The organism is Pseudomonas sp. SO81, assembly GCF_030374125.1.
Taxonomy (GTDB): Bacteria; Pseudomonadota; Gammaproteobacteria; order Pseudomonadales; family Pseudomonadaceae; genus Aquipseudomonas.
Map to the genome: position 1 here is coordinate 3,444,521 of NZ_CP126126.1, position 22,161 is coordinate 3,466,681.

The window sequence follows — 22,161 nt, forward strand, 5'->3', positions numbered from 1 at the left end:
GGCGCGCAGCTCTTCCTGCCCCATGCTGGGAGAAATGGCGCGGGAGGGCGAGATCATGAGTGTGCACGCATGGGCGCGGCGAGAGCTGGAGAGCAGCCTGCAGCAGGCGCAGAGGCAGGGCTTCGATCCGTTACTGAGCCTGCGGGCGCTGCTCAGCGAGGCGGTGGAGCTGAATCGCCTGGAGCGCGAGGTGGCCGATCTGGCGCAGGAGCTGCAGTTTCTCGCCGACAATCTGGATCCGGAGCGTGACTACGCTTTTATGCGGCCGTGATCAGTGCTCGCGCGGTGGCAGGTCGTCGGAGAAGGGTGAGTCCTCCAGGGAGTCACCGGGAATGGCGTGGCTCTCGGACGCCCAGGCGCCCAGGTCGATCAGCTTGCAGCGCTCGCTGCAGAAGGGTCGATTGGGGCTCTGCGGCCCCCATTCCACGGGTGCTCCGCAGGTCGGGCATTCCACTGTGGTGCTCATGGTTGGCCTCCGCGCAGGGTCAGATAGAAGTGATGTAGGCGTTCGACCTCGCTCTGCAGCCAGGCCAGGTCGCGGTCGTTGATCAGCACGTCATCGGCGTGGCGCAGGCGCTCCTCGCGGCTGGTCTGCGCCTTGAGAATGGCGCGGATCTGCTCTTCGGAGCTGCTGTCGCGCAGCATGCTGCGTTGCAGCTGCAGGTGCTCGGGTGCATCGACCACCAGCACGCGCTGGGTCATGCGATGCTGGCCGGACTCCACCAGCAGCGGCGACACCAGGATGGCGTAGGGCGATTCGGCGCGCGCCAGGTGCTGGTTGATCTCCTGGAAGATCAGGGGGTGCAGCAAACCTTCCAGCCAGCGACGCTGTTGTTCGTCCTGGAACACCAGATGGCGCAGGGCTGCGCGGTCCAGCGTGCCGTCGGCCTGCAGTACCTGGGCGCCGAAGCGCTCCACAATCGTCGCCAGGGCAGGGCGCCCCGGCTCGACTACCCAGCGGGCGGCGTGATCGGCGTCCACCAGATGCACGCCGAGGTCGATGAAGTGCTGGGCGACGGCACTCTTGCCGCTACCGATGCCGCCAGTAAGGCCGAGAATCCAGGGTTTGCTCATCTAAAACCGGCGAAATGCAGATAGGTCCCGGTTATTTGATCACCCCAGAGCAATGCGATCCAGCCGGCAATGGCCAGATAGGGGCCGAAGGGGATGGGCGTGCTGGTCTCTTGATTGCGCAGGCGCAGCATGATTACCCCGAGCACGGCGCCGACCAGCGAGGAGAGCAGGATGGTCAGCGGTAGAATCTGCCAGCCACCCCAGGCGCCGAGCATGGCCAGCAGCTTGAAGTCGCCATAGCCCATGCCTTCCTTGCCAGTCAGCAGCTTGAACAACCAGTACACCGACCACAGGCTCAGGTAGCCGGCGATGGCACCCCACAGGGCATCCTCCAGGCTGGTGAAAACACCGAAGAGGTTGGCAATCAGACCCAGCCATAGCAGCGGAAGCACCAAAGCATCTGGCAGCAGCTGGTGATCGCAGTCGATCATGCTCATCGCCAGCAGGCCCCAGGTCAGCATCAGCATACCGGCCGCCTGCCAGCCGAAGCCGTAGTGAAACGCCACATAGCCAGACAGCAGACCACAAGCCAGCTCAACCAGCGGATAGCGCTTACTGATCCGCGTCTTACAGCCAGAGCACTTTCCGCGTAGGAACAGGTAACTCACCACCGGGATGTTCTCCCAAGGGCGAATCTGATGGCCGCAGTGGGGGCAGCAGGAGTTCGGCAGGATTAGGTTGAAAGTGTCCTGCTTGGGCTCCTCAGGCAGTTCGAGAATCTCTCGTGCCTGCTGACGCCAGTCGCGTTGCATCATGACTGGCAGGCGGTAGATCACTACGTTGAGGAAGCTGCCTACTAGCAGGCCGAGCAGGGTTGCTATTAAAACAAAGGCCGGCAAATTGCCGGCCAGAAAATCTACTACTGCCATCTCTTATACAACTTGGCCGAGTTGGAATATGGGGAGGTACATCGCAATGATAAGGCCGCCGACGAGTACGCCCAGTACGGCCATGATCATTGGCTCCATGAGGGCGGTGAGGTTGTCCACCATGTTGTCCACTTCTGCTTCATAGAAGCTGGCTACCTTGTCCAGCATATCGTCGAGAGCACCAGACTCCTCACCGATAGCTGTCATCTGCAATGCCATGCTGGGGAATACCCCGGTGGTGCGCATGGAGAAGTTGAGCTGCATGCCCGTGGATACGTCCTGTTTAATTTTATTCACGGCATCTCGGAATATTACGTTGCCAGTAGCGCCAGCCACCGAGTCAAGTGCTTCCACTAGCGGAACGCCTGCTGCGAACGTGGTTGAAAGAGTGCGCGCGTAACGGGCGACCGAAGATTTATAAATGATGTCACCCACGATCGGCACCTTTAGCACCATCTTGTCCAGCCTGTTGCGGAAGTTCTCCGAGCGCCTGTGGATCTCGCGGAAGCCGAACGATGCGCCAATCATTCCTATCAATACAATGAACCACCACTCCTGCAGGACATTGGAAAGTCCAATAACCATCTGGGTAAAGGCAGGAAGCTCCGCACCAAAGTTCTTGAAGACGTCTTCGAACTGCGGCACCACTTTGATTAGCAGGATCGCCGACACGATGACCGCTACTACGAGCACGGCAATGGGGTAAGTCATTGCCTTTTTGATCTTGGCCTTCAGGGCCTCGGTCTTTTCTTTATAGGTCGCTACCCTGTCGAGCAACGTTTCAAGCGCACCTGCTTGTTCGCCGGCATCAACCAAGTTGCAATAAAGATCGTCGAAATAGAGGGGCTTCTTTCTTAACGAAGATGCAAAGCTGTTACCGGCTGCTACTTCCTGCTTAAGCTCGTCAACCAGCTTGCGCATGTTGGGGTTATCAAAGCCTTCGCCGATGATGTCGAAGGAGCTGAGCAAGGGGACGCCCGCCTTCATCATGGTCGCCATCTGTCGAGTGAACAGGGCGATGTCCATGGGCTTGATCTTCTTGCCTGCGCTAAAGATCGAAGTGGTTTTCTTGCGTACCTTGATCGGGTTAATACCCTGCTTGCGCAGTTGAGCTTTGACTAGAGCGGGGGTCTGCCCGCCCATTTCACCTTTAATCTTGGCGCCTTTTTTATCTGTGCCTTCCCAGCTGAAGGTGCTGGTTTTGAGAGCTTTTTCCGCCATGGTGGATTAGTCCTTGGTCACGCGGTTGATTTCCTCAAGGCTGGTAACGCCTTGCATGGCCTTGAGCAGGCCGGACGTGCGCAGATCATTGAAGCCGTCCCGGCGAGTCTGCTCGGCGATTTCAATGGAGTTGCCTTCCTCCATGATAATGCGTTGCAGTGCGGGGGTGTTTTTAACCACTTCATAAATACCGACCCGGCCCTTGTAACCACCTTTGCAATTTTCGCATCCCACGGGGCCGTAGATCTTGAAGGTGCCGATCTTGTCTTCTGGGAAGCCCTCTTTCAATAGGACTTCTTTAGGAACATCCACTGGTTTCTTGCAAGTGCTGCAGAGTTTGCGTGCCAGGCGCTGGGCAATAATCAGGTTGACCGAAGTGGCGATGTTGAACGCCGGGACTCCCATATTGCGCAGGCGGGTCAGGGTTTCGGCTGCACTGTTGGTGTGCAGGGTAGACATGACCATGTGACCGGTCTGGGCGGCCTTGATGGCGATCTCGGCTGTTTCCAGGTCGCGAATTTCGCCGACCATGATGATGTCCGGATCCTGGCGCAGGAAGGCGCGCAGGGCTTGGGAGAAGTCCATGCCCTGCTTGGGATTGACGTTGACCTGGTTGATGCCTTCGAGGTTGATCTCTACCGGGTCTTCGGCGGTGGAGATATTCACATCGGTGGTATTGAGAATATTCAGGCCGGTGTACAGGGACACCGTCTTGCCGGAGCCGGTAGGGCCGGTTACCAGAATCATGCCCTGGGGTTGCTTCAGGGCATTCATGTACAGCTCTTTCTGATTGTCCTCGTAACCCAGGGCGTCGATTCCCATCTGCGCGCTGGTGGGGTCGAGGATACGCATCACGATCTTCTCGCCCCACAGCGTGGGGAGGGTGTTGACGCGGAAGTCGATGGCCTTGGTCTTGGAAATTTTCATCTTGATCCGGCCGTCCTGGGGCTTGCGGCGCTCGGAGATATCCAGGCTGGCCATGACTTTCAGGCGCGCGGAGATGCGTGGGGCCAGCTGTATCGGCGGTCTGGCGGCTTCGTGAAGAATGCCGTCGGTGCGAAAGCGCACGCGATAGACGCGCTCGTAAGGTTCGAAATGGAGATCTGAAGAGCCGCCCTTGATGGCGTCCAGGAGCATCTTGTTGACGAAGCGCACGACCGGAGCATCGTCGGCGTCACCGCCGCCGGCATCCTGCTTGTCGTCGTCCACGCTCTCGATATCGACGTTGTCGAGGTCCACGTCGCCCAAGTCAGCCAGGCCGCTTGCGGCGTTGTCGAAGAATTTCTCGATGGCGTCGCCGAGCTTGTCGTCCTCGACCAGCAGGGCCTCGGTGCTGAGTCCGGTGCTGAACTGCACATCGGTGACAGCCTGGTGGTTGGAAGGGTCGGAGGTGGCGATGAACAGCTTGTTGCCACGCTTGTAGAGTGGCAGCACGCGATGCTGACGTGCGAGCTTTTCCGTGACCGTGTCGCGCGGCATCGACTCCTTGTCGATGCTGCTCAGGTCGAGCATGGCGATGCCGAATTGATCGCTGATCAGCTCGGCCAGTACCCGGCTCTTGACCAGCTTGTTCTGGGCCAGGTAGGTGACGAGGGGGAGTTTGTTGCGTTGTGCCTGAAGCTGAGCCTGCTGAGCCGAGGTTTCGTCCAGAAGGTTGGTCATGACCAGTTGCTTGGCGAGACCGGTCAGAGAGGGGAGTTCGTTCATGGGCTAGAACCAGGCTATCAATTCAATGAAGTGTTATAGCTGACCAGATAATCAGCGACTAGCTGTGAAGCATGAGTCAAGCGACAGAGCCTTGGCGGTTTTTTAGTTTTACTAGGGCACATAGTAAAAGAGACCGCCAAGGCGGTCTCTTTTGTTTTCAGCTGGTGAGCTCGAGATTACGGAGCGGCAGCGGCGCGGCAGTTGGCAGGCAGGAACTTGGCGTTGATGGTGGTCGCAGCGGTGGTGCAGTCCCAGACGATAGTGCCGGTGGAGTTTTCGTCACTCAGGGCGGCGCCACCGATAGTTGGGACGTAGGCCAGATCGTCACCGCCGGCCAGCTGTGGAATATTGCCCATGGTAACAGTGATGGTGCCGTCGTCGCCGATGACAATTTCGCTGATCTTATCGGGAGTGGTCAGGTTGTCTTGGTCGTTAGCGATTTCCTCAGCGTAGGCTTGAATGCCAGCCAGGCCGCGGTCGGCGAACATATCGGCAACGCCTACTTTCAGGGCGCTGGCGGCGACCGCACCTTCGGAAACTTTGGCGCGGACGGTGTAGTCCTGGTAGGCCGGCAGGGCGATGGCGGCCAGGATGCCGATGATGGCGACCACGATCATCAGTTCGATCAGGGTGAAGCCTTTCTGCATTGCTTTCATTAGAGATATCTCCGAGTTGTAAGTGGCAACGAGACGTTGCGCTGAATCTGGTAAAGCAGGGTCCATGCCAACTTTTCCTGATGCTTGTTTTCAGGGTCTGGCAGGGTTCTGAAGCGAAGTCTGGGGGGAGTGGTCTTGCGCAATGGGCGATAACTGACAAAAAGTGTCATCGCTGCTCGGGGTCGGGGGGCTGTTCCAGTGTGTGGCTTGATGCGCTGCTCACTTCCGCTATCAAGGGTTTTTGGTCCGCCGCCAGTGGCTTAAACCTTCGATACGGGGGTAGTAACATCCGGCATCCCCATACTCTGGTGTAGTCACGATGCTCGGAATCCTTCTTCGCTCTGCTCGTTTCAAGGCGTTCTATTTCCACCTCGGTGGTTCGGCGGTAGTTGCGCTGGCGATGTTGTTGCTGGTGTTCTCAGTCTGGTATCCCTCTCCCTTGCATGAGGCGGTGGGCGTTACCAATGTCTTTCTGATGCTGCTGGCCGTCGATGTCGTGATCGGGCCTCTGCTGACCCTGTTGGTATTCAAGGTGGGCAAGAAGACCCTGGTATTCGATATGGCAGTGATTCTCCTGCTGCAGCTTTCGGCACTTGCCTATGGTGTGTGGACCGTGGCGGAGGGGCGCCCGGCCTGGCTGGTGTTCAATGTCGATCGATTCGATGTGGTGCGGGCACTGGATATCGACACTCGCAAACTCGGCGATGCCTTGCCTGAATATCGTAGTGCCCCGTGGTCGGGGCCGCGTTGGGTAGGCGCGGATAATCCGGAGGATCCCAAGCAGCGTCAGGCGCTGATGTTGGAGGCGGCCGTGGGAGGAAGTGATATTGCCCAGCGCCCCGAGTTATATCGCCCACTTGCCAAGATGGCGTTCTCGATCAAGGCGAAAGCTTCGCCGTTGGAAAAGCTGTCGTTATTCAATGAGCCTGCTCGCGTAAGTGTCGAGCTGGAGCGCTGGAATGAGGCGGACGCATGGTTGCCTCTGATGGCTGGAGCGAACTCCATGGTCGTGCTGGTGCGCAAGGAGACGGCTGAAGTCGTTGCCATTGTGGATCTGCGACCTTGGTGAGTGCCGCAGGGCACCCTTTGCGTCTCTCAAGGCCGGGGCGCCAGTCGGGGGCATGGTGCTATAGGGGCTGCGCCAGCGCGTGATGCCGGTGAAAGAGCCGCTTCCTCTCCTAGGTTTGATTGCTGTCTTCGGCGCCCTGATATAAGAAAGCCCGCCATTTGGCGGGCTTTCCATTGGTAATGCGCTTTTTACAGGCTCAGTCGCATCGACAGGTCGATGGCCTTGATGTCCTTGGTCAGGCTGCCGATGGAAATGTAATCCACGCCGGTCTCGGCAATGTTGTGCAGGGTGCTTTCATTTATACCGCCGGAAGCCTCCAGCTTGGCTCGCCCGGCCGTGATGCCGACAGCGCTGCGCATATCGTCCAGGCTCAGCTCGTCGAGCATGACGATATCGGCTCCTGCCTCCAGCGCCTGGCGCAGTTCCTCCAGGCTTTCCACCTCGACTTCCACCGGTTTTCCCGGGGCGATGCCGTGGGCGGCGGCGACTGCCTGGGCAATGCCACCGCAAGCGGCGATATGGTTTTCCTTAATAAGGAAGGCGTCATACAGGCCGATGCGGTGGTTATAGCAACCGCCTTGAGTGACCGCGTATTTCTGCGCCAGGCGCAGGCCTGGCAGGGTCTTGCGGGTATCCAGCAGCTTTACCTGAGTGCCCTGGACCAGATCGGCGAAATGGCGGCATCGAGTCGCAACGGCGGACAGGGTTTGCAGGAAGTTCAGGGCGCTGCGCTCGCCACTGAGCAGGGCGCGGGCCGGGCCTTCCAGGTGAAGCAGAGTTTGGTTGGCTTCCACCTTGTCGCCATCGGCGACCTGCCAGTGTACGGCGACGCGCGGGTCGAGCTGGCGGAAGACGGCATTGACCCAAGCAGTGCCGCAGAGGACAGCGGGCTCGCGGGTAATCACGGTGGCCCGCGCCAGACGCTCGGCCGGAATCAGCTGGGCCGTGATATCACCGCTGCCGATATCCTCGCGCAGTGCGGTGCGCACGTTGGCTTCGATTTCGGCGCCGAGCTCGGCGAGAGTCAGGTTGGGCATGTCGCTCTCCGTATTCAGATGGCGCGATTATAGGGATAGCCGACGTTTGGCGCAGTGTTGCCGGGTGAATACCGTGGCTTTCTGCTAGACCGATAGCGTGTTGGTCGAGCGATAGTGACCGTTCGTAACCTCGAACTCCGCGGTCTGTGATCTGGGTCATGTCTGTGACAGGGGGTATTTGGTCATGCTTCGCATCCCCCTATACTCGGGTTGGCATTTAAGTTTGACGCCATGCCTTTGACGTTACGGATGACGCCCAGCTGATCGTATGCAGGCAGGTTCTGATCAAGCAGCCTGCGGGAGACTCGCAATGAAGACCGACGCGAAAGTGGTGCACCTGAACAAGGTCGCCCCCGAGCAATCGCCAACTTCGCCGGCAGGAAGGCTTCCCGTGGCCCTTATTCAGGTACGCGACAAGGCAGCTCAGCAGCTGAAACAGGCCATGCAGGCACTGTTCGACAATGCGGACGACACCCTCTTCGAGATGGCCGACCGTGCGACCAGCAACGCCGAGCAGAATTCTTTCTTCGAAGCGATGCGTGACCTGCGCCTGAAGCGCAAGAGCATCGAGCGCGGCTTCCTGCAGAAGGTCTTCGAGAGCTTCGCCACTCTGAATCAGTACGAGATTGGCAAGGCGCCAGTGCTCGACAGCGTTTCTTCCGATGCCCTCAGCCTGGTGCACAACGACACCCTGGAAGAGAACGTGGCGCTAGATGCCATGGTCTCCCGCGTCATGCATCGTGATGGCATCGCTCTGGGCCATCTGACTACCCGCCTCAACGCGGTGATCAGCAAGAAACTCGATGACAAGTCCAACCCCCTGGGGCCGCGCATGCTCTGCGAGCAGTTTCTGGGCTCCTGTGAAGGCTTGGGGGTGGAGATTCGCGTCAAGCTGATCATCCTCAAGCTGTTCGAAAAATATGTGCTGGGTGATCTCGATCAGCTGTTCGCCGATGCCAACCAGCAACTGGTCGAGGCCGGTGTACTGCCTGAGCTGAAATCCGCTCCACCAGCCCGCCGTCAGCCGGGACGTCCGGCACAAGCCGGTGGCCGCGCACAGCGCGACGACTCCGCAGAGGCGCAGGGCGCCGCCGCGGCCGGTGGTTATGGTGATGAGGGCGTGCAGGAAGTTTTCGGTGCGTTGCAGGAGCTGTTGTCCCAGGTTCGCGGTACCAGCGTCTTGCCGCGGCGGAATATTCCTGCCGATGCGGTGCCGATTTCCAGCAACGACCTGATGCGCCTGCTCTCGCACATGCAGCAGCATTTCCCGGTCGGTGGCCCGCAGGTCAGCGATGACTACGACTTGCGCAATCAGCTGGAAGGCCTGCTGTCCCGCGCCAGCGCCAAGAGTGGCAAGGCGCGCATCGTCGGTGAAGTCGACGAGGATGTGATCAATCTGGTCGCCATGTTGTTCGAGTTCATCCTCGACGACCGCACCCTGCCGGACTCGCTCAAGGCGCTGATCGGTCGCCTGCAGATCCCAATGCTCAAGGTCGCGGTGCTGGACAAGACCTTCTTCAGTCGTGGCAGCCACCCGGCCCGCCGTCTGCTCAACGAGATCGCTACCGCGGCCTTGGGCTGGAGTGCTCAGGGCGACGAGCAGCGCGATGCCCTGTACCAGCGCATCGAGCAGGTAGTGCAGCGCCTACTCAACGATTTCACCGACGATCCAGCGATCTTCTCCGACGTGCTGGCCGAGTTCCTCGCCTTCACCGGCGACGAGAAGCGCCGCAGCGAGTTGCTGGAGCAGCGCACCCGCGATGCCGAGGAGGGTCGCGCCAAGGCCGAGCTGGCTCGCCAGCAGGTGGAGCAGGCCCTGAATTCCCGTCTGCTCGGCAAGACCCTGCCGGAAGTGGTGGTGCGCCTGTTGCAAGAAGGCTGGAGCAAGGTGCTGCAGCTGACCTGCCTGAAGCACGGCGCCGAGTCCGCCGAGTGGGAAGCGGCGCTGACGGTGATGGACGATCTGGTGTGGAGCGTCGAGCCCCACGAGTCCCCGGAAGATCGCCTGCGCCTGCTGGAACTGGTGCCGAGCCTGCTTAAGTCGCTGCGCGATGGTCTGTCCAGTGCCGCCATCGACCCGTTCATCACCAGCGAATTCTTCAGCAAGCTTGAGGCCGTGCATGTGCAGGCCTTCCAGCGCTTCAAGCGCGAAACCGCCGAGCCACAGGCCGTTCCGGCTCCGGTCCCGGTCGAGGCCGAGGAGGGCGTCGAGGCGTCTGCCGAGGTCGTGGTCGAGCTGGGCGCCGGCCCGCTGCTGGAGCTGCCGCCGCTGGAGCCTGAGGTCGATGCTCCGGCCATGGTCGAGGTGGTCGAGGAGATCGTTCTGCTGGCGCCGGGCGAGAGCCGTTCGCAGGAGCCCGAGGCCAGCCTGCCGGACGATGACGAGGCGCTGGAGAAGGTGGACAGCCTGCGCGTCGGCAGCTGGGTGGAAATCCAGGAGGACGAGGAGCACAAGCTGCGTGGCAAGCTGGCAGCGATCATCAAGCCCACCGGCAAGTTCATCTTCGTCAACCGTACCGGTATGAAGGTGATGGAGAAGACCCGCATGGGCCTGGCCGTGGAGTTCCGCCGCGGCGCCATCCGCCTGCTCGACGACGCGCTGCTGTTCGATCGCGCCCTGGAGTCGGTAATCGGCAACCTGCGCAAGCTCAAGGGCGCCTGAGCGCTACCTGCTAGATGAAACGCCCGGCTCTGTGCCGGGCGTTTTCGTTGGTGCAGTCTGCTAGAGTGGCGCCAGTCTTCAAGGAGCCTGCAATGCGGCTGGACCCTGCCAGCGGTTGGTGTGACGGAGCCCGTCACTGCCCCTCGCCGAACTTCAACGAGCGCCCGCTGGGAGAGGTCTCCTTGCTGGTGATCCACAACATCAGCCTGCCGCCGGGCCAGTTCGGTACCGGCAAGGTGCAGCAGTTCTTCCAGAACCGCCTGCCGGTCGACGAGCATCCCTACTTCGCCGGTATCGCCCAGCTCACTGTTTCCGCCCACTTCCTGATCGAGCGTGATGGTGCCGTTACCCAGTTCGTCTCCTGTGGACAGCGGGCCTGGCATGCCGGCGTGTCGCGTTTCGAGGAGCGGGAGAACTGCAACGATTTTTCCATTGGCATCGAACTGGAGGGCACCGACGAGCTGCCCTTCAGCGATGCCCAGTATCAGGCTCTGGCGGCCCTGACGAGGGAGTTGCTGCGTGCCTATCCTGAGTTGAGCGTCGAGCGCATCCGTGGCCATAGCGATATCGCGCCGGGGCGCAAGACCGACCCGGGGCCCTTTTTCGACTGGGCACGCCTGCGCGCGGCTCTGCAGACCGAGGAGAGCGGTAGATGAATTTTCTGGTGCTTCTGCTGGCGCTCTGGGTGGAGAAATTCTCCTCCGGGCGCCGTCGTATCCAGCAGGATGGCCCCTGGTTGCAATGGCTGGCGCGTAGCGAGGGGCCGTCGCCGTGGCAAACCCTGCTGTTGGCGGTGTTGCTGCCGGTAGTGCTGCTCGGCCTGTTACTGCTGGCGCTCGAGCCGCTGGCCTATGGCTGGCTGACGCTGCCGGTGCACTTGCTGGTGCTGGTCTACAGCCTCGGCCGTGGCGATGTGCTGGCGGCGCTGGGGCCGTTCCGCGATGCCTGGCGCCGTGGTGACGATCAGGCCGCCCTGCATGTGGCAGAGCGCGATCTGGGCGTGGCCGCCGATGGCGAGGCCGAGTTGCTCGAGCGGGTGCAGGACTATGAGCTGTGGCAAGCCTATCAGGGCTTCTTCGCGGTGATCTTCTGGTATGCCTTGCTCGGTCCGCTGCCGGCCCTGGCCTATCGGCTGCTGGCGCTGAGCGCCGAACATGCCAGCCCAGGTGTCGCCGAACGGGCGGCGCAGTTGCGTCATGCCATGGACTGGTTGCCGGTTCGGGTGCTGGCCGCCAGTTTCGCCCTGGTGGGCAACTTTGCCGCGGTCAGTCGCGCCGTGTTGCACGATCTGCTGGCTTGGGAGCTACCGGCCGCGCGGCTGGTGGCCAACGCCGGCCGCGCCGCCAGCGAGCTGGCCGAGCCGCAAACGGGAGAGCAGGGCGCCAGCAGCCTGGACGAGCTGTGGCAGCTGCTGATTCGCGCCGCGGTGCTGTGGTACGCCGCCTTCGCCGTGTGGATCCTGCTGCTGTAGGCAGGCTCTATTCCGGCCAGAGCCAGGCGGCGCCGCGCACGCCACTGGAGTCGCCGTGGCGGGCCTGCACCAGGCGCGTGTTGACCCGGTCCGAGAACACGTGCCGCACCAGCAGACGCGGCACCTCCCGGTACAGCGCCGGCATGTTCGACAGCCCGCCGCCCAGCACGATCACCTCCGGATCGATGACGTTGATCACCGATGCCAGCGCTCGCGCCAACTGCTCGCAGTAGCGTTGCAGCGCCGCGACGGCGGGTGCCTCGCCACGCTGTGCCGCCTCGGCCAGTTGGGTTGCGTTCAGTCCCAGGTCGCTGCGGGCGGCCCAGCCGGGGCCGCTGAGGAAGGTCTCGATGCAGTCGTCCAGGCCGCAGTAGCAGCGCCTTGCCGGGCCATCGTCCGCACTGCGCCAGGGCAGGGCGTTATGTCCCCACTCCCCGGCAATGGCATTCGGACCGCTCAGCAGGCGGCCGTGGATGACGATGCCGCCGCCCACGCCAGTGCCGAGGATGACCCCGAACACACTGGCCGCACCGGCCCCGGCGCCGTCGGTGGCTTCCGACAGGGTGAAGCAGTCGGCATCGTTGGCCAGGCGGACCGGGCGCTGCAGCAGGTGCTCCAGGTCGCCCTGCAGGTCCTCACCGATCAGGCAGGTGGAGTTGGCGTTCTTGATGCGGCCGTGGTCCGGCGAGCGGGTACCGGGAATGCCGACACCGATGCTGCCGCGACCTCCCAGTTGCCGCTCGGCTTCCCTCACCAGCTGCACTATGGTGTGTAGAGTGGCTCGGTAGTCACCCTGCGGGGTGGGCAGGCGATGCCGCAACCGCTCGTCGGAACCTTCGAGGGCGATGATTTCCGTCTTTGTCCCACCCAGATCAATGCCGAGGCGAAAAGGTGTGCGCATTCTTAACCTTAAGTTACAGAGGCAAAGGCCGATATCCGGTATACAGGCTGTGGGGGCACTGTGCCTGGCAAATGGCCACTCCCGCTAGAATTTCAGATATACCGCTACCTTGCCGTTCAATAGATCAGCCCGCTCCCGGCTGGCAAAACAATAATGGCAATAGGAGACGTCTAGTGAATAGCGTGTTGTACCCTGCCATCGCCCTGATGAACCGCATGAGCTTCGGCATGAAGTTCAGCCTGATCAGCGTGCTGTTCTTCCTGCCCATGCTGGTCACCAACTACTTCCTGGTGCGCGAGTCCTACGACGCCTTCGTCGATACCCGCACCGAGCTGCAGAGCCTCGCGCTGCTCAAGCAGAGCATGAAGATGCGCCAGGACCTGGAGCGTCTCAACGACCTCTACGAGATCAATGCCGTGCTCGGCCAGTCCGGTGAAGCGGAAAAGCTGACCGCGCTGATCGGCCCGCTGGAGACCGGCATCGGCGAGACGCTGGGAGCGCTCGAGTCGCCCAGCGATGACGCGCAGAAGGTCGAGGAATTCAACGCCCAGCGCGATGCCATCAAGTCGGCCATGGATGCGGTGGCGGCCGAGTCCTCGCTGCGCAGCAAGGCCGGCCTGGTGGTCAAGGCGCTGGATAACTCCGAGGTGTTCATCAAGTTCGTCGCCAGCCAGTCCGGCCTCAGCCAGGACAGCGATCTGACCGTGCGGCAGATGACCGAGCTGATGACTACCTCCAGCCCGCCGGTGACCGAGGCCCTGAGCAAGGGCCGCGCCCTGGGCTCCTATTCCCTGGGCCAGGGCATTCTCGGCTCTTCCGACAGCACCAAGCTCGACGAGCTGCTGCTGGAGCTGGAAAAGCTGCACGCCGAGTACGGCTATAAGCTGCAGAGCGCGCTGGATGGCAATGCGCACGCCAAGCGCGAGCTGAGTGACAAAGCCGAGGCCAGCCGCAACAGCCTGACCGAGATCAGCGCCGTGCTGGAAGAGCAGTTGCTCATGGCCGACAGCCTGGACTCGCCCTGGCAGGGCTTCTTCGACCAGCTCAGCGTGGCCATCGACAAGACCTACGCGCTGAACGACTCGGTACTCGACTTCCTCGACAAGGAACTGAGCCAGCGCCTGGATCAGAAGCGTACCCAGATGGTGCTGCTGGTCGTGGCCCTGGTGGTGCTGTTCCTCTCCATCGGCTACCTGTACGGCGGCTTCTACGTGTCCACCCGCACCACTCTCAAGGGCTTCGGCAAGACCCTCGGCCAGGTCGCCGCCGGCGACATGACCGTGCGCGTCAACGTCAAGAGCCAGGACGAGCTGGGCGAGCTGGGCGAGGTGTTCAACGGCACCGTGGCGAAGATCCGCGACCTGATCGAGCTGGTCGGCCAGACCGTCACCGAAGTGGAGCGCCAGGCCGATCGCGTCGAGCTGGTCTCCGGTGAGAGCAGCCAGGCCGTGTCCGCCCAGCGCGGGCAGATCGAGCAGGTGGCCACCGCGATGAATCAGATGTCCGCCACCGCCCAGGAGGTGGCGCGCAGCGCCGCCGCCGCGGTGGGCAGTGCGCAGAGCGTCAACGACGAGACCGTCAGCGGTCGCGCCATGGTCGAATCCCAGGTCGGCAGCATCCAGCGCCTGGCCAGCGAGATCGACCAGTCGGTGACCGTGATCAACCAGCTGGCCGCCGACAGCGCCTCGATCAGCCAGGTGCTGGACGTGATCAAGGGCATCGCCGGGCAGACCAACCTGCTGGCGCTCAACGCGGCCATCGAGGCGGCGCGGGCCGGCGAGCAGGGACGCGGTTTCGCCGTGGTGGCCGACGAGGTGCGCAACCTGGCCAAGCGTACCCATCAGTCCACCGAAGAGATCGAGCAGATGATCGGTCGCCTGCAGAACGGCGTGGGCGCCACGGTGACCGCCATGAACGGCAGCCACCAGATGGTGGAGAGCACCGTCAGCCAGTCGGCCCAGGTGCAGCACGCGCTGGAAAACATCCTCGGTGCGGTCGGCATGATCGTCGACCAGAACCAGCAGATCGCCGCCGCCGCCGAGCAGCAGACCGCCGTGGCCCACGATATCGACATGAACATCGTCGAGATCAACCAGGCCGGCGAGCGCACTGCCGAGGGCGCCGTCGAGACCGAGCAGGCCAGCCGCGCGCTGTCCGATCAGGTGGCGCGCCTGAAGGAGCTGATCGGCGCCTTCCGCGTCTGATCGCCACTTCGCCAAGCAGGGCCCGCCAATCGGCGGGCCTTGTCGTTTCCAGGGCGGGTTAAGGCCGCGCGCGAGTGTCGCTCCGCTCTCAGAGCTGCCAGCCGAACAGTTCGGCCGCATTGCGGCTGCTGGCGGCGGCCAGCTCCTCGGCTGTCACGCCGCACAGTTCGGCCAGGGCTGCGCAGATGTCCGGCAGGTGTTCCGGGCTGTTGCGCACGCCCGGGTGCATGGCCGGGGCCATGTCCGGTGAATCGGTCTCCAGCACTATGGCCTCGAGCGGCAGGCGCGGGATCACCTTGCGTAGGCGCAGGGCCTGGGGCCAGGTCGGCGCGCCGCCCAGGCCCAGTTTGAAGCCGAGACGAATGTACTCGCGGGCCTCCTCATAGCTGCCGGTGAAGGCGTGGATCACCCCGCCGCGGGGCAGCTTGTAGCGCTTGAGCGTGGCGATGGTCGCCGCGTGGGCGCGCCGTACATGCAGCAGGGCGGGCAGCTCGAACTCGGCGGCCAGGCCGAGCTGCGCCTCGAACAGCTGCTGCTGGTGCTCGCGGTCCAGGCTTTCCACGTAGTAGTCCAGGCCGAACTCGCCCACCGCGCACAGGCGCGGGTTCCCGGCCAGGCGCTGCAGCCACTCGCGCAGCTGATCCAGATGCTCGGGGCGATGCTGCTGCAGATACACCGGGTGTAGGCCGAAGGCGGCGTACAGGCCCTCATTGCACTGCACCAGATCCCACAAGCGCTGCCAGTTGTCCCGGTACACGCCGAGCACCACCAGCTTCTCCACTCCCGCCGTACGGCTGCGCGCCAGCAGCTCGGTGCGATCGGCGTCGAAGTCGGGGAAGTCGAGGTGGGTGTGGGTGTCGATCAGCTGCATGGGCGGGTCCGGTTGAAGGTTCCAGCATCGGGTATTTCACTCGAGTGCACCAGCCTGGGGAGCGTTCCCGCGTTTCGTCAGTCGAAACTGCAGTGGTCAGAAAGGAAACCGAGGAATGCTGCGGATTCGCAAGTGGATGAGCGGGGCGTTGGCCGTACTGCTTCTGGCGGTCGCGGCGCTCATGCTGTTCCTGGTGCTGTTCGACTGGAACCTGCTGCGCCCGAGCATCAACGACAAGGTGTCGCAGGCCTTGAACCGGCCGTTCGCCATCGAGGGCAACCTCAGCGTGGTCTGGCAGCGCGAGCCGGAGGAGGGTGGCTGGCGCGCCTGGCTGCCGTGGCCGCACTTCGCCGCCGAACAGCTGAACCTGGGCAATCCCGAGTGGGCCGAGGGCGACACTTTCGTCAGCCTCGACCGGGTGCAGTTCCGCCTAGCACCCCTACCGTTGCTGTGGAAGACCCTGAGCATCCCGCGCATCGAGCTTGGCGCACCCTACGTCAGCCTGCAGCGCCTGGCCGATGGCCGCGCCAATTGGACCTTCGACCTGGGTGGCCAGCAGCCGGATGAGGCGGCCGAGCCGAGCCCCTGGACCCTGGATATCGGCACCATCGGCTTCGATCAGGGCGTGGTCAGCCTCGATGACCAGGTGTCGAAGACCCGCCTCGAGGCGCAGATCGACCCGCTCGGCGCGCCCATCCCGTTTGCCCAGATAGTCGGCGACAGCGCCGCCAAGCGCCTGGCCGACGAACATGCGGCGGCCCAGGACTACGCCTTCGCCTGGCGCGCCAAGGGCCGTTTCCAGGGCCAGGCGGTGAGCGGCAGCGGCAAGGTCGGCGGCCTGCTCGCCTTGCAGGACGCCAGCCTGCCGTTTCCGCTGCAGGCCGATGTACGCATCGGCAGCACGCGCATTCGCGTCGCCGGTAGCCTGACCGATCCGCGGCACCTCGGCGCCCTCGACCTGCGCCTGCGCCTGGCGGGCACCAGCCTGAGCCAACTCTATCCGCTGACCGGCGTGACCCTGCCGGACACCCCGCCCTACAGCACCGACGGCCGCCTGCAGGCGGATCTGCGCGACGCCGGCGGCGCGCTGTTCCGCTACCAGGACTTCAATGGCCGCATCGGCGACAGCGATATCCAGGGCGACCTGACCTTCGTCAACCGCCAGCCGCGCCCTAAGCTGTCGGGGCGGCTGACCTCCCAGCAACTGCTGTTCGCCGACCTGGCGCCGCTGATCGGCGCCGACTCCAATGCCGAGAAGAAGGCGCGCGGCGCCGCCGTCAGCCAGCCGGCGAACAAGGTGCTGCCGGTGGAGGAGTTTCGCACCGAGCGCTGGCGCAGCATGGACGCCGACGTGCGCTTCACCGGCAAGCGCATCGTGCATGACGAGAAGCTGCCGATCCGCGACCTGGACACCCACCTGGTGCTCAACTACGGCGTGCTCAGCCTGGAGCCCCTGCGCTTCGGCATGGCCGGCGGCACGCTGGATGCGCAGATTCGTCTGAACGGCGCGCAGGTGCCGATGCGTGGGCAGGCACGCCTGAGCGCCCGCGGTCTCAAGCTCAAGCAGCTGTTTCCCACCTTCGCGCCGATGCAGACCAGCCTCGGTGCGCTGAATGGTGACGCCAAGCTGAGCGGCACCGGCAACTCGGTGGCGGCCCTGTTAGGCAGTGCCGATGGCGAGTTGCAGATGCTGATCAACGATGGCGCCGTGAGCCGCGGCCTGCTGGAAATCGCCGGGCTCAACGTCGGCAATTATCTGGTCGGCAAGCTGTTCGGCGACGACGAGGTGACCATCAACTGCGCCGCCGCCGACCTCGGCATCCGCAACGGGCTGATGAGCAGCCGGCTGTTCGTGGTCGATACCGAGAACGCGCTGATCAAGGTCGACGGCAGCGCCAGCTTCGCCAACGAGCGTCTCGATTTCGTCGTCACCCCGGCGGCCAAGGGCCTGCGCATCTTCTCCCTGCGCTCGCCGCTGTTCGTGCGCGGCACCTTCAAGAATCCCGACGCCGGGGTCAAGGGCACACCGCTGGCCTTGCGCGGCGTCGGCCTAGTGGCGCTCGGCGTGGCGGTGGCGCCGGCGGCAGGCCTGCTGGCACTGGTGGCGCCCAGCAGTGGCGACGAGCCCAGCCAGTGCGCGCCGCTGCTGCGGCAGATGCAGCAGGGCGGCAAGGGGTGAATGCCCCGGCTATGCCGCTTTAGCGCGCCACGCTGGCGGAGATGGCCACCGCCGCCGCGGCGGTGCGGGTCTCCACGCCGAGCTTCACGTAGACGTGTTCCAGGTGCTTGTTCACCGTGCGTGGCGACAGGCCGAGGATGTCGCCGATGTCGCGGTTGGTCTTGCCGCAGGCCACCCAGCGCAGCACTTCCACCTCGCGCTCGGTGAGCTGGAAGCGCGCCGAGAGGGTCTCGAAGGTCGGCTCGTTGCTCAGGGTCAGGTCCACCGGCTGCGCCGCGGCGCGTGCCGACTGCAGGGTGCGTGCGGTGCGCAGGTGGGCGGCGACCCGCGCCAGCACCTCGTCGGTGTGGATCGGCTTGGTCACGTAGTCGCTGCCGCCGGCGGCGAAGCCCTCGACCACGTGCTCGCTGTCGGTCAGGGCGGTCATGAACAGCACCGGGATGTCGGCGCTGTTCGGCTCGGCCTTGATCCTGCGGCAGGTCTCGAAGCCGTCCAGGCCGGGCATCATCGCATCGAGCAGGATCAGGTCGGGGCGCCGACGCTGGATGCGGTTCAGCGCGCTCTGGCCGTCCAGCGCCACCAGCACCATGTAGCCCTGGGCGTCGAGGGCGTCGGAGAGCAGGGCGAGGTTGTCCGGTGTGTCGTCGACGATCAGCACCGTACCGCGCTCAGCAAGCTGCGTGGCTGCATTCATGTTCGGCCTCCTTGAGTTGGCGGTTGAGTTCATCCAGACGGAAGCCCTTGGCCAGGGCCCGCAGGCGTTTGGTGAAGGGCGCGCAGGCCGGGGTCTGGCGTTCGATGGCGTCGAGCTTGTCCTGGATGCCGCGCATGTAGCCGAGCGCCGCCAGCTCGCGCAGCTCGGCCAGCTCGCCGGCGCTGGGCAGTGCCTCGACCTGCGGCTGCGCCGGCTCCGGTTCGGCCACGCGGTGCAGCCACTGCAAGCCGAGCTGCTGCTGGATGCGTTCGAGCAGCGCCGGGATATGCACCGGCTTGGCCAGGTAGTCGTTGCAGTAGGCGGCGATGCTGCGCTCGCGGTCGTCGGCGAAGGCATTCGCCGAGATGACGATGATCGGCGCCTGGCACAGGGCGTTGCGGCGGATCAGGCGGCTGGCCTCGAAGCCGTCCATCTGCGGCATCGACAGGTCCATGAGGATCAGGTCGGGGCTGAGCAGCGCGGCCTGGCGGATCGCCTCCTGGCCGCTGGCCGCCTGCTCGACGCGAAAGCCCAGCGGCTCGAGCATGCCGGCCAGCACGCGGCGGTGTTCCAGGTGGTCGTCCACCACCAGCACCAGGCGGCGCGGCCCCTGGTAGCCGATGATGTCGTGCGCCACGTGCACCACCGCCTGCGGCGCGCGCACCTCGGATAGGAACAGGCGCACCTGGAAGCGCGTGCCCTTGCCCGGCTCGCTGTGCACCGACAGCTCGCCGCCCATCAGCGCGGTGAGCATGCGGGTGATCGTCAGGCCTAGGCCGACGCCGTTGTCCTGGCGCATCAGGTCGCCGCGCTCGAAGGGCTGGAAGATGCGCTCGATCTGCTCGGGGGCGATGCCGATACCGGTGTCGACGATCTCGAAGCAGGCGGTCTCGCGCAAGTAGCTGACGCGCAGGCGCACCTCGCCCTGCTCGGTGAAGCGCACGGCATTGCCCAGCAGGTTGATCAGAATCTGCCGCACGCGCTTCTCGTCGCCGCGCACCACGGCGGGAATCCGCCCGGCCGTTTCCAGGCGGAAGGCCAGGCCCTTCTCGGCGGCCTGGGGGGCGAACATGCGTTCGAGCTGGCCGACGAACTCGGGCAGGGCGATTTCCGAGAGTTCCAGGTGCAGCTTGCCGGCTTCGATCTTGGCCACGTCGAGCAGGCCGTCGATCAGCGACAGCAGGTGCGAGCCGCTGCGGTAGATGGTGGCCAGGGCGTCGTGATGGCGCTCGGGCATGGCCGCGTCGCGCTGCAGGATCTGGGTGTAGCCGAGGATGCTGTTGAGCGGCGTGCGCAGCTCGTGGGACAGGCCGGTGACATAGCGGCTCTTCGCCGCGTTGGCGTTCTCGGCCAGAACCTTGGCCTTCTGCAGCGCCTCGTCGGTCTTGCCGTGGGCCTCGATCTCCTGCATCAGCAGCAGGGTCTGACGGTCCGACTCCTGCTGCGCCACCTGGCGGCTCTCGCGGGTCAGGACGATCCACCAGGCGAGCATGCCGGCGAACAGCGAGAGGGTGAGGAAGGCCTTGATGAAGGCCTGGTACAGCGTCTGCTGCACCTCCGCCGAGTGCGGCACCAGGCCGTGGGAGACCTGGCTGTAGATCAGCGCCAGGGCGCCGAACAGCATCACTACCAGCAGGACGAGGAAGCCCAGGTACTGGGCCAGGCGGCTGTGCAGGCGCGGGATGCTGGCCCAGGGCAGCAGCCAGTGCAGCAGCGCATCGACCTGCCGACTGAGCCGCGCATGGGGTTTGCAGGCGTCGCCGCAGCGCGCGTCCAGCGAGCAGCACAGCGAGCAGATCGGCGTGCTGTAGGCCGGGCAGAAGGCCATGTCCTCGATCTCGAAGGCGTTGTTGCACAGGCCGCAGCGGCCGGCGTCGGTCGCGCTCGGCGGGTGGATCAGCGCCGCCGTGCTGGTGCGGGCGATATAGAAGCGGCCGCCGGTGAACCAGGCCAGCAGCGGCGCGCAGAGGAACGCGGAGAACAGCGCCACCAGCGGCGAGGCGGCCTGGGCCAGGGCACCGAACAGGCCGAAGTGGGCCAGCACCGAGAGCAGCGAGGCGAACAGCATGGCGCCGACGCCGACCGGGTTGATGTCGTACAGGTGCGCGCGCTTGAACTCGATGTAGCGTGGCGACAGGCCCAGCGGCTTGTTGATCACCAGGTCGGCCACCAGCGCACCGATCCAGGCGATGGCGATGTTGGCGTAGAGGCCGAGCACCTCCTCGATCGCCTCGAACACGCCCAGCTCCATCAGCATCAGCGCGATGGCCACGTTGAACACCAGCCACACCACGCGCCCCGGATGGCTGTGGGTGACGCGGGCGAAGAAGTTGGACCAGGCCAGGGAGCCGGCGTAGGCGTTGGTCAGGTTGATCTTCACCTGGCTGACGATGACGAACAGCACCATGGCGCCGAGTGCCCACTGCGGCGAGGCGAACACGTAGTGGAAGGCCACCAGGTACATCTGCGTCGGCTCGGCGGCGCGCTCGATGGGGATCTCGTGCTGCAGGGCGAGGAAGGCGAGGAAGGCGCCGGCGAGCATTTTCAGCGCGCCGGGGATGATCCAGCCGGGGCCGGCCATGAGCAGCGCGGCCCACCAGCGCTTGCGGTTCTGCGCGGTCTTCTCCGGCAGGAAGCGCAGGTAGTCGACCTGCTCGCCGATCTGCGTGACCAGGGCCAGGGCCACGGTGCAGGCGGCGCCGAAGTGCAGCAGGTTGAAGCTGCCGGCCTCGCCCTCGCGGCCGGCGAAGCTGGTCCAGTCGCCGATCGCTTCGGGATTCTTGGCGATGACGAAGGCGTAGGGCAGCAACAGCAGCACCAGCCACACCGGCTGGGTCCAGGTCTGCAGGCGGTTGATCAGGGTGATGCCGTAGGCCACCAGGGGAATGATGATCACCGAACAGATCACGTAGGCCAGCGCCAGCGGGATGTCGAAGTACAGCTCCAGGGCCAGGGCCATGATCGCCGCCTCGAGGGCGAAGAACAGGAAGGTGAAGCTGGCATAGATCAGCGAGGTGATGGTCGAGCCGATGTAGCCGAAGCCGGCGCCGCGGGTCAGCAGGTCCATGTCCACGCCGTAGCGCGCCGCGTAGTAGCTGATCGGCAGGCCGGTGAGGAAGATCACCAGGCTCACCGCGAGGATCGCCCACAGGGTGTTGGTGAAGCCATAGGACAGCGCCAGGGCGCCGCCGATGGCCTCCAGGGCGAGGAACGACACGGCGCCGAGGGCGGTGTTGGCGATGCGCAGCTCCGACCACTTGCGGAACGCCCGCGGGGTGAAGCGCAGGGCGTAGTCCTCCATGGTCTCGTCGGCGACCCAGCTGTTGTAGTCGCGGCGGATCTTGACGATGCGCTGGGTTCCGGTGGGTTGCACGCCCGTGCTCCTGGTGCTGCCGTTTGCTCTGCGAATTTGCAACATCCATGCCCCCAACTGCGGGCCGCGTGCGCGTGCGCCCGGGCTTCTGTCTGGCTTCCTGCTCGGGCTCGAGAGTGCACCAGGCTGGTGCCGTGGCGCTGTACGTCAGATGACGTATGCGCTTACGTCAT

At 64.1% G+C, this 22,161-nt stretch carries 17 protein-coding genes and 2 pseudogenes; 8 read left to right on the forward strand and 11 right to left on the reverse strand.

Features of this window, described 5'->3' with window-relative positions; genetic code table 11:
* The first annotated feature begins 55 nt into the window (after window positions 1–55).
* A complete protein-coding gene (locus OH686_RS16090) occupies window positions 56–271 on the forward strand; it encodes a hypothetical protein (protein WP_289533907.1) in 216 nt (71 codons plus the stop codon).
* Here OH686_RS16090 and yacG read toward each other — a convergent pair whose 3' ends face one another.
* The 6 genes from yacG to OH686_RS16120 form a co-directional block, all read right to left on the reverse strand.
* Complete coding sequence (gene yacG / locus OH686_RS16095) at window positions 272–466, reverse strand: DNA gyrase inhibitor YacG (RefSeq protein ID WP_137970913.1); 195 nt, start codon at window positions 464–466, stop codon at window positions 272–274.
* Window positions 463–1,074 carry a dephospho-CoA kinase gene (coaE, locus tag OH686_RS16100; RefSeq protein ID WP_289533909.1) on the reverse strand — a complete coding sequence of 204 codons (612 nt, stop codon included), beginning with the start codon at window positions 1,072–1,074 and terminating at the stop codon, window positions 463–465. The genes yacG and coaE overlap by 4 nt, the downstream gene beginning before the upstream one ends.
* On the reverse strand, window positions 1,071–1,943 hold the full coding sequence (locus tag OH686_RS16105; protein ID WP_289533911.1) for a prepilin peptidase: 873 nt from the start codon (window positions 1,941–1,943) through the stop codon (window positions 1,071–1,073). Before OH686_RS16105 ends, coaE begins: the two co-directional genes overlap by 4 nt.
* 3 nt (window positions 1,944–1,946) lie before the next feature.
* Window positions 1,947–3,164: a type II secretion system F family protein gene (locus tag OH686_RS16110; RefSeq protein WP_289533913.1), complete on the reverse strand. Its 1,218-nt coding sequence runs from the start codon at window positions 3,162–3,164 to the stop codon at window positions 1,947–1,949.
* Between the two features lie 6 nt (window positions 3,165–3,170).
* Window positions 3,171–4,871, reverse strand: coding sequence for a type IV-A pilus assembly ATPase PilB (gene pilB / locus OH686_RS16115; RefSeq protein ID WP_289533915.1), 1,701 nt, complete (start codon window positions 4,869–4,871; stop codon window positions 3,171–3,173).
* 176 nt (window positions 4,872–5,047) lie between these two features.
* Window positions 5,048–5,527: a pilin gene (locus OH686_RS16120; RefSeq protein WP_289533917.1), complete on the reverse strand. Its 480-nt coding sequence runs from the start codon at window positions 5,525–5,527 to the stop codon at window positions 5,048–5,050.
* Window positions 5,528–5,846: 319 nt separating this feature from the next.
* Here OH686_RS16120 and tfpZ point away from each other — a divergent pair, with 319 nt between their 5' ends.
* Window positions 5,847–6,596: a TfpX/TfpZ family type IV pilin accessory protein gene (gene tfpZ / locus OH686_RS16125; RefSeq protein ID WP_289533919.1), complete on the forward strand. Its 750-nt coding sequence runs from the start codon at window positions 5,847–5,849 to the stop codon at window positions 6,594–6,596.
* 188 nt (window positions 6,597–6,784) lie between these two features.
* Here tfpZ and nadC read toward each other — a convergent pair whose 3' ends face one another.
* Window positions 6,785–7,633, reverse strand: coding sequence for a carboxylating nicotinate-nucleotide diphosphorylase (gene nadC, locus OH686_RS16130; RefSeq protein WP_289533921.1), 849 nt, complete (start codon window positions 7,631–7,633; stop codon window positions 6,785–6,787).
* Window positions 7,634–7,943: 310 nt separating this feature from the next.
* On the opposite strand from nadC, the gene OH686_RS16135 reads away from it, so the two are divergent.
* From OH686_RS16135 to ampE, 3 genes are all read left to right on the forward strand, one after another.
* Window positions 7,944–10,295, forward strand: a complete 2,352-nt coding sequence (locus OH686_RS16135) for a DUF1631 domain-containing protein (protein WP_289533922.1) — start codon at window positions 7,944–7,946, stop codon at window positions 10,293–10,295.
* A gap of 92 nt (window positions 10,296–10,387) precedes the next feature.
* Window positions 10,388–10,951 carry a 1,6-anhydro-N-acetylmuramyl-L-alanine amidase AmpD gene (gene ampD / locus OH686_RS16140; protein WP_289533923.1) on the forward strand — a complete coding sequence of 188 codons (564 nt, stop codon included), beginning with the start codon at window positions 10,388–10,390 and terminating at the stop codon, window positions 10,949–10,951.
* Complete coding sequence (ampE, locus tag OH686_RS16145; protein ID WP_289533925.1) at window positions 10,948–11,766, forward strand: regulatory signaling modulator protein AmpE; 819 nt, start codon at window positions 10,948–10,950, stop codon at window positions 11,764–11,766. The genes ampD and ampE overlap by 4 nt, the downstream gene beginning before the upstream one ends.
* Window positions 11,767–11,773: 7 nt before the next feature.
* Here the strand turns inward: ampE and OH686_RS16150 are convergent, their stop codons facing one another.
* Entirely contained in the window at window positions 11,774–12,667 is an 894-nt protein-coding gene (locus tag OH686_RS16150; protein ID WP_289533927.1) for an ROK family protein, read from the reverse strand.
* Window positions 12,668–13,809: 1,142 nt separating this feature from the next.
* On the opposite strand from OH686_RS16150, the pseudogene OH686_RS23405 reads away from it, so the two are divergent.
* Together OH686_RS23405 and OH686_RS23410 are read left to right on the forward strand one after the other, a co-directional pair.
* A pseudogene (locus tag OH686_RS23405) lies at window positions 13,810–14,016 on the forward strand (HAMP domain-containing protein); the annotation flags it as partial.
* Window positions 14,017–14,352: 336 nt separating this feature from the next.
* Window positions 14,353–14,871, forward strand: a pseudogene (locus tag OH686_RS23410) (methyl-accepting chemotaxis protein); the annotation flags it as partial.
* An 88-nt stretch (window positions 14,872–14,959) separates the two neighbouring features.
* Here OH686_RS23410 and OH686_RS16160 read toward each other — a convergent pair.
* Window positions 14,960–15,742 carry a TatD family hydrolase gene (locus OH686_RS16160; RefSeq protein ID WP_289533929.1) on the reverse strand — a complete coding sequence of 261 codons (783 nt, stop codon included), beginning with the start codon at window positions 15,740–15,742 and terminating at the stop codon, window positions 14,960–14,962.
* Between the two features lie 115 nt (window positions 15,743–15,857).
* Here OH686_RS16160 and OH686_RS16165 point away from each other — a divergent pair, with 115 nt between their 5' ends.
* Window positions 15,858–17,921 (forward strand): AsmA family protein, encoded by a 2,064-nt coding sequence (locus OH686_RS16165; protein ID WP_289533931.1) that lies wholly within the window; start codon window positions 15,858–15,860, stop codon window positions 17,919–17,921.
* A 19-nt stretch (window positions 17,922–17,940) separates the two neighbouring features.
* Here the strand turns inward: OH686_RS16165 and OH686_RS16170 are convergent, their stop codons facing one another.
* Together OH686_RS16170 and OH686_RS16175 are read right to left on the reverse strand one after the other, a co-directional pair.
* A complete protein-coding gene (locus OH686_RS16170; protein WP_289533933.1) occupies window positions 17,941–18,615 on the reverse strand; it encodes a response regulator in 675 nt (224 codons plus the stop codon).
* On the reverse strand, window positions 18,590–21,988 hold the full coding sequence (locus OH686_RS16175; RefSeq protein ID WP_289533935.1) for an ATP-binding protein: 3,399 nt from the start codon (window positions 21,986–21,988) through the stop codon (window positions 18,590–18,592). The genes OH686_RS16170 and OH686_RS16175 overlap by 26 nt, the downstream gene beginning before the upstream one ends.
* Window positions 21,989–22,161 lie beyond the last annotated feature (173 nt).

What these genes read in the sequence shown, in the direction of transcription:
- OH686_RS16090 (WP_289533907.1), top strand. Translation starts at nt 56, where the DNA reads ATGAGTGTGCACGCATGGGCGCGGCGAGAGCTGGAGAGCAGCCTGCAG.
- yacG (WP_137970913.1), bottom strand. Translation starts at nt 466, where the DNA reads ATGAGCACCACAGTGGAATGCCCGACCTGCGGAGCACCCGTGGAATGG.
- coaE (WP_289533909.1), bottom strand. Translation starts at nt 1,074, where the DNA reads ATGAGCAAACCCTGGATTCTCGGCCTTACTGGCGGCATCGGTAGCGGC.
- OH686_RS16105 (WP_289533911.1), bottom strand. Translation starts at nt 1,943, where the DNA reads ATGGCAGTAGTAGATTTTCTGGCCGGCAATTTGCCGGCCTTTGTTTTA.
- OH686_RS16110 (WP_289533913.1), bottom strand. Translation starts at nt 3,164, where the DNA reads ATGGCGGAAAAAGCTCTCAAAACCAGCACCTTCAGCTGGGAAGGCACA.
- pilB (WP_289533915.1), bottom strand. Translation starts at nt 4,871, where the DNA reads ATGAACGAACTCCCCTCTCTGACCGGTCTCGCCAAGCAACTGGTCATG.
- OH686_RS16120 (WP_289533917.1), bottom strand. Translation starts at nt 5,527, where the DNA reads ATGAAAGCAATGCAGAAAGGCTTCACCCTGATCGAACTGATGATCGTG.
- tfpZ (WP_289533919.1), top strand. Translation starts at nt 5,847, where the DNA reads ATGCTCGGAATCCTTCTTCGCTCTGCTCGTTTCAAGGCGTTCTATTTC.
- nadC (WP_289533921.1), bottom strand. Translation starts at nt 7,633, where the DNA reads ATGCCCAACCTGACTCTCGCCGAGCTCGGCGCCGAAATCGAAGCCAAC.
- OH686_RS16135 (WP_289533922.1), top strand. Translation starts at nt 7,944, where the DNA reads ATGAAGACCGACGCGAAAGTGGTGCACCTGAACAAGGTCGCCCCCGAG.
- ampD (WP_289533923.1), top strand. Translation starts at nt 10,388, where the DNA reads ATGCGGCTGGACCCTGCCAGCGGTTGGTGTGACGGAGCCCGTCACTGC.
- ampE (WP_289533925.1), top strand. Translation starts at nt 10,948, where the DNA reads ATGAATTTTCTGGTGCTTCTGCTGGCGCTCTGGGTGGAGAAATTCTCC.
- OH686_RS16150 (WP_289533927.1), bottom strand. Translation starts at nt 12,667, where the DNA reads ATGCGCACACCTTTTCGCCTCGGCATTGATCTGGGTGGGACAAAGACG.
- OH686_RS16160 (WP_289533929.1), bottom strand. Translation starts at nt 15,742, where the DNA reads ATGCAGCTGATCGACACCCACACCCACCTCGACTTCCCCGACTTCGAC.
- OH686_RS16165 (WP_289533931.1), top strand. Translation starts at nt 15,858, where the DNA reads ATGCTGCGGATTCGCAAGTGGATGAGCGGGGCGTTGGCCGTACTGCTT.
- OH686_RS16170 (WP_289533933.1), bottom strand. Translation starts at nt 18,615, where the DNA reads ATGAATGCAGCCACGCAGCTTGCTGAGCGCGGTACGGTGCTGATCGTC.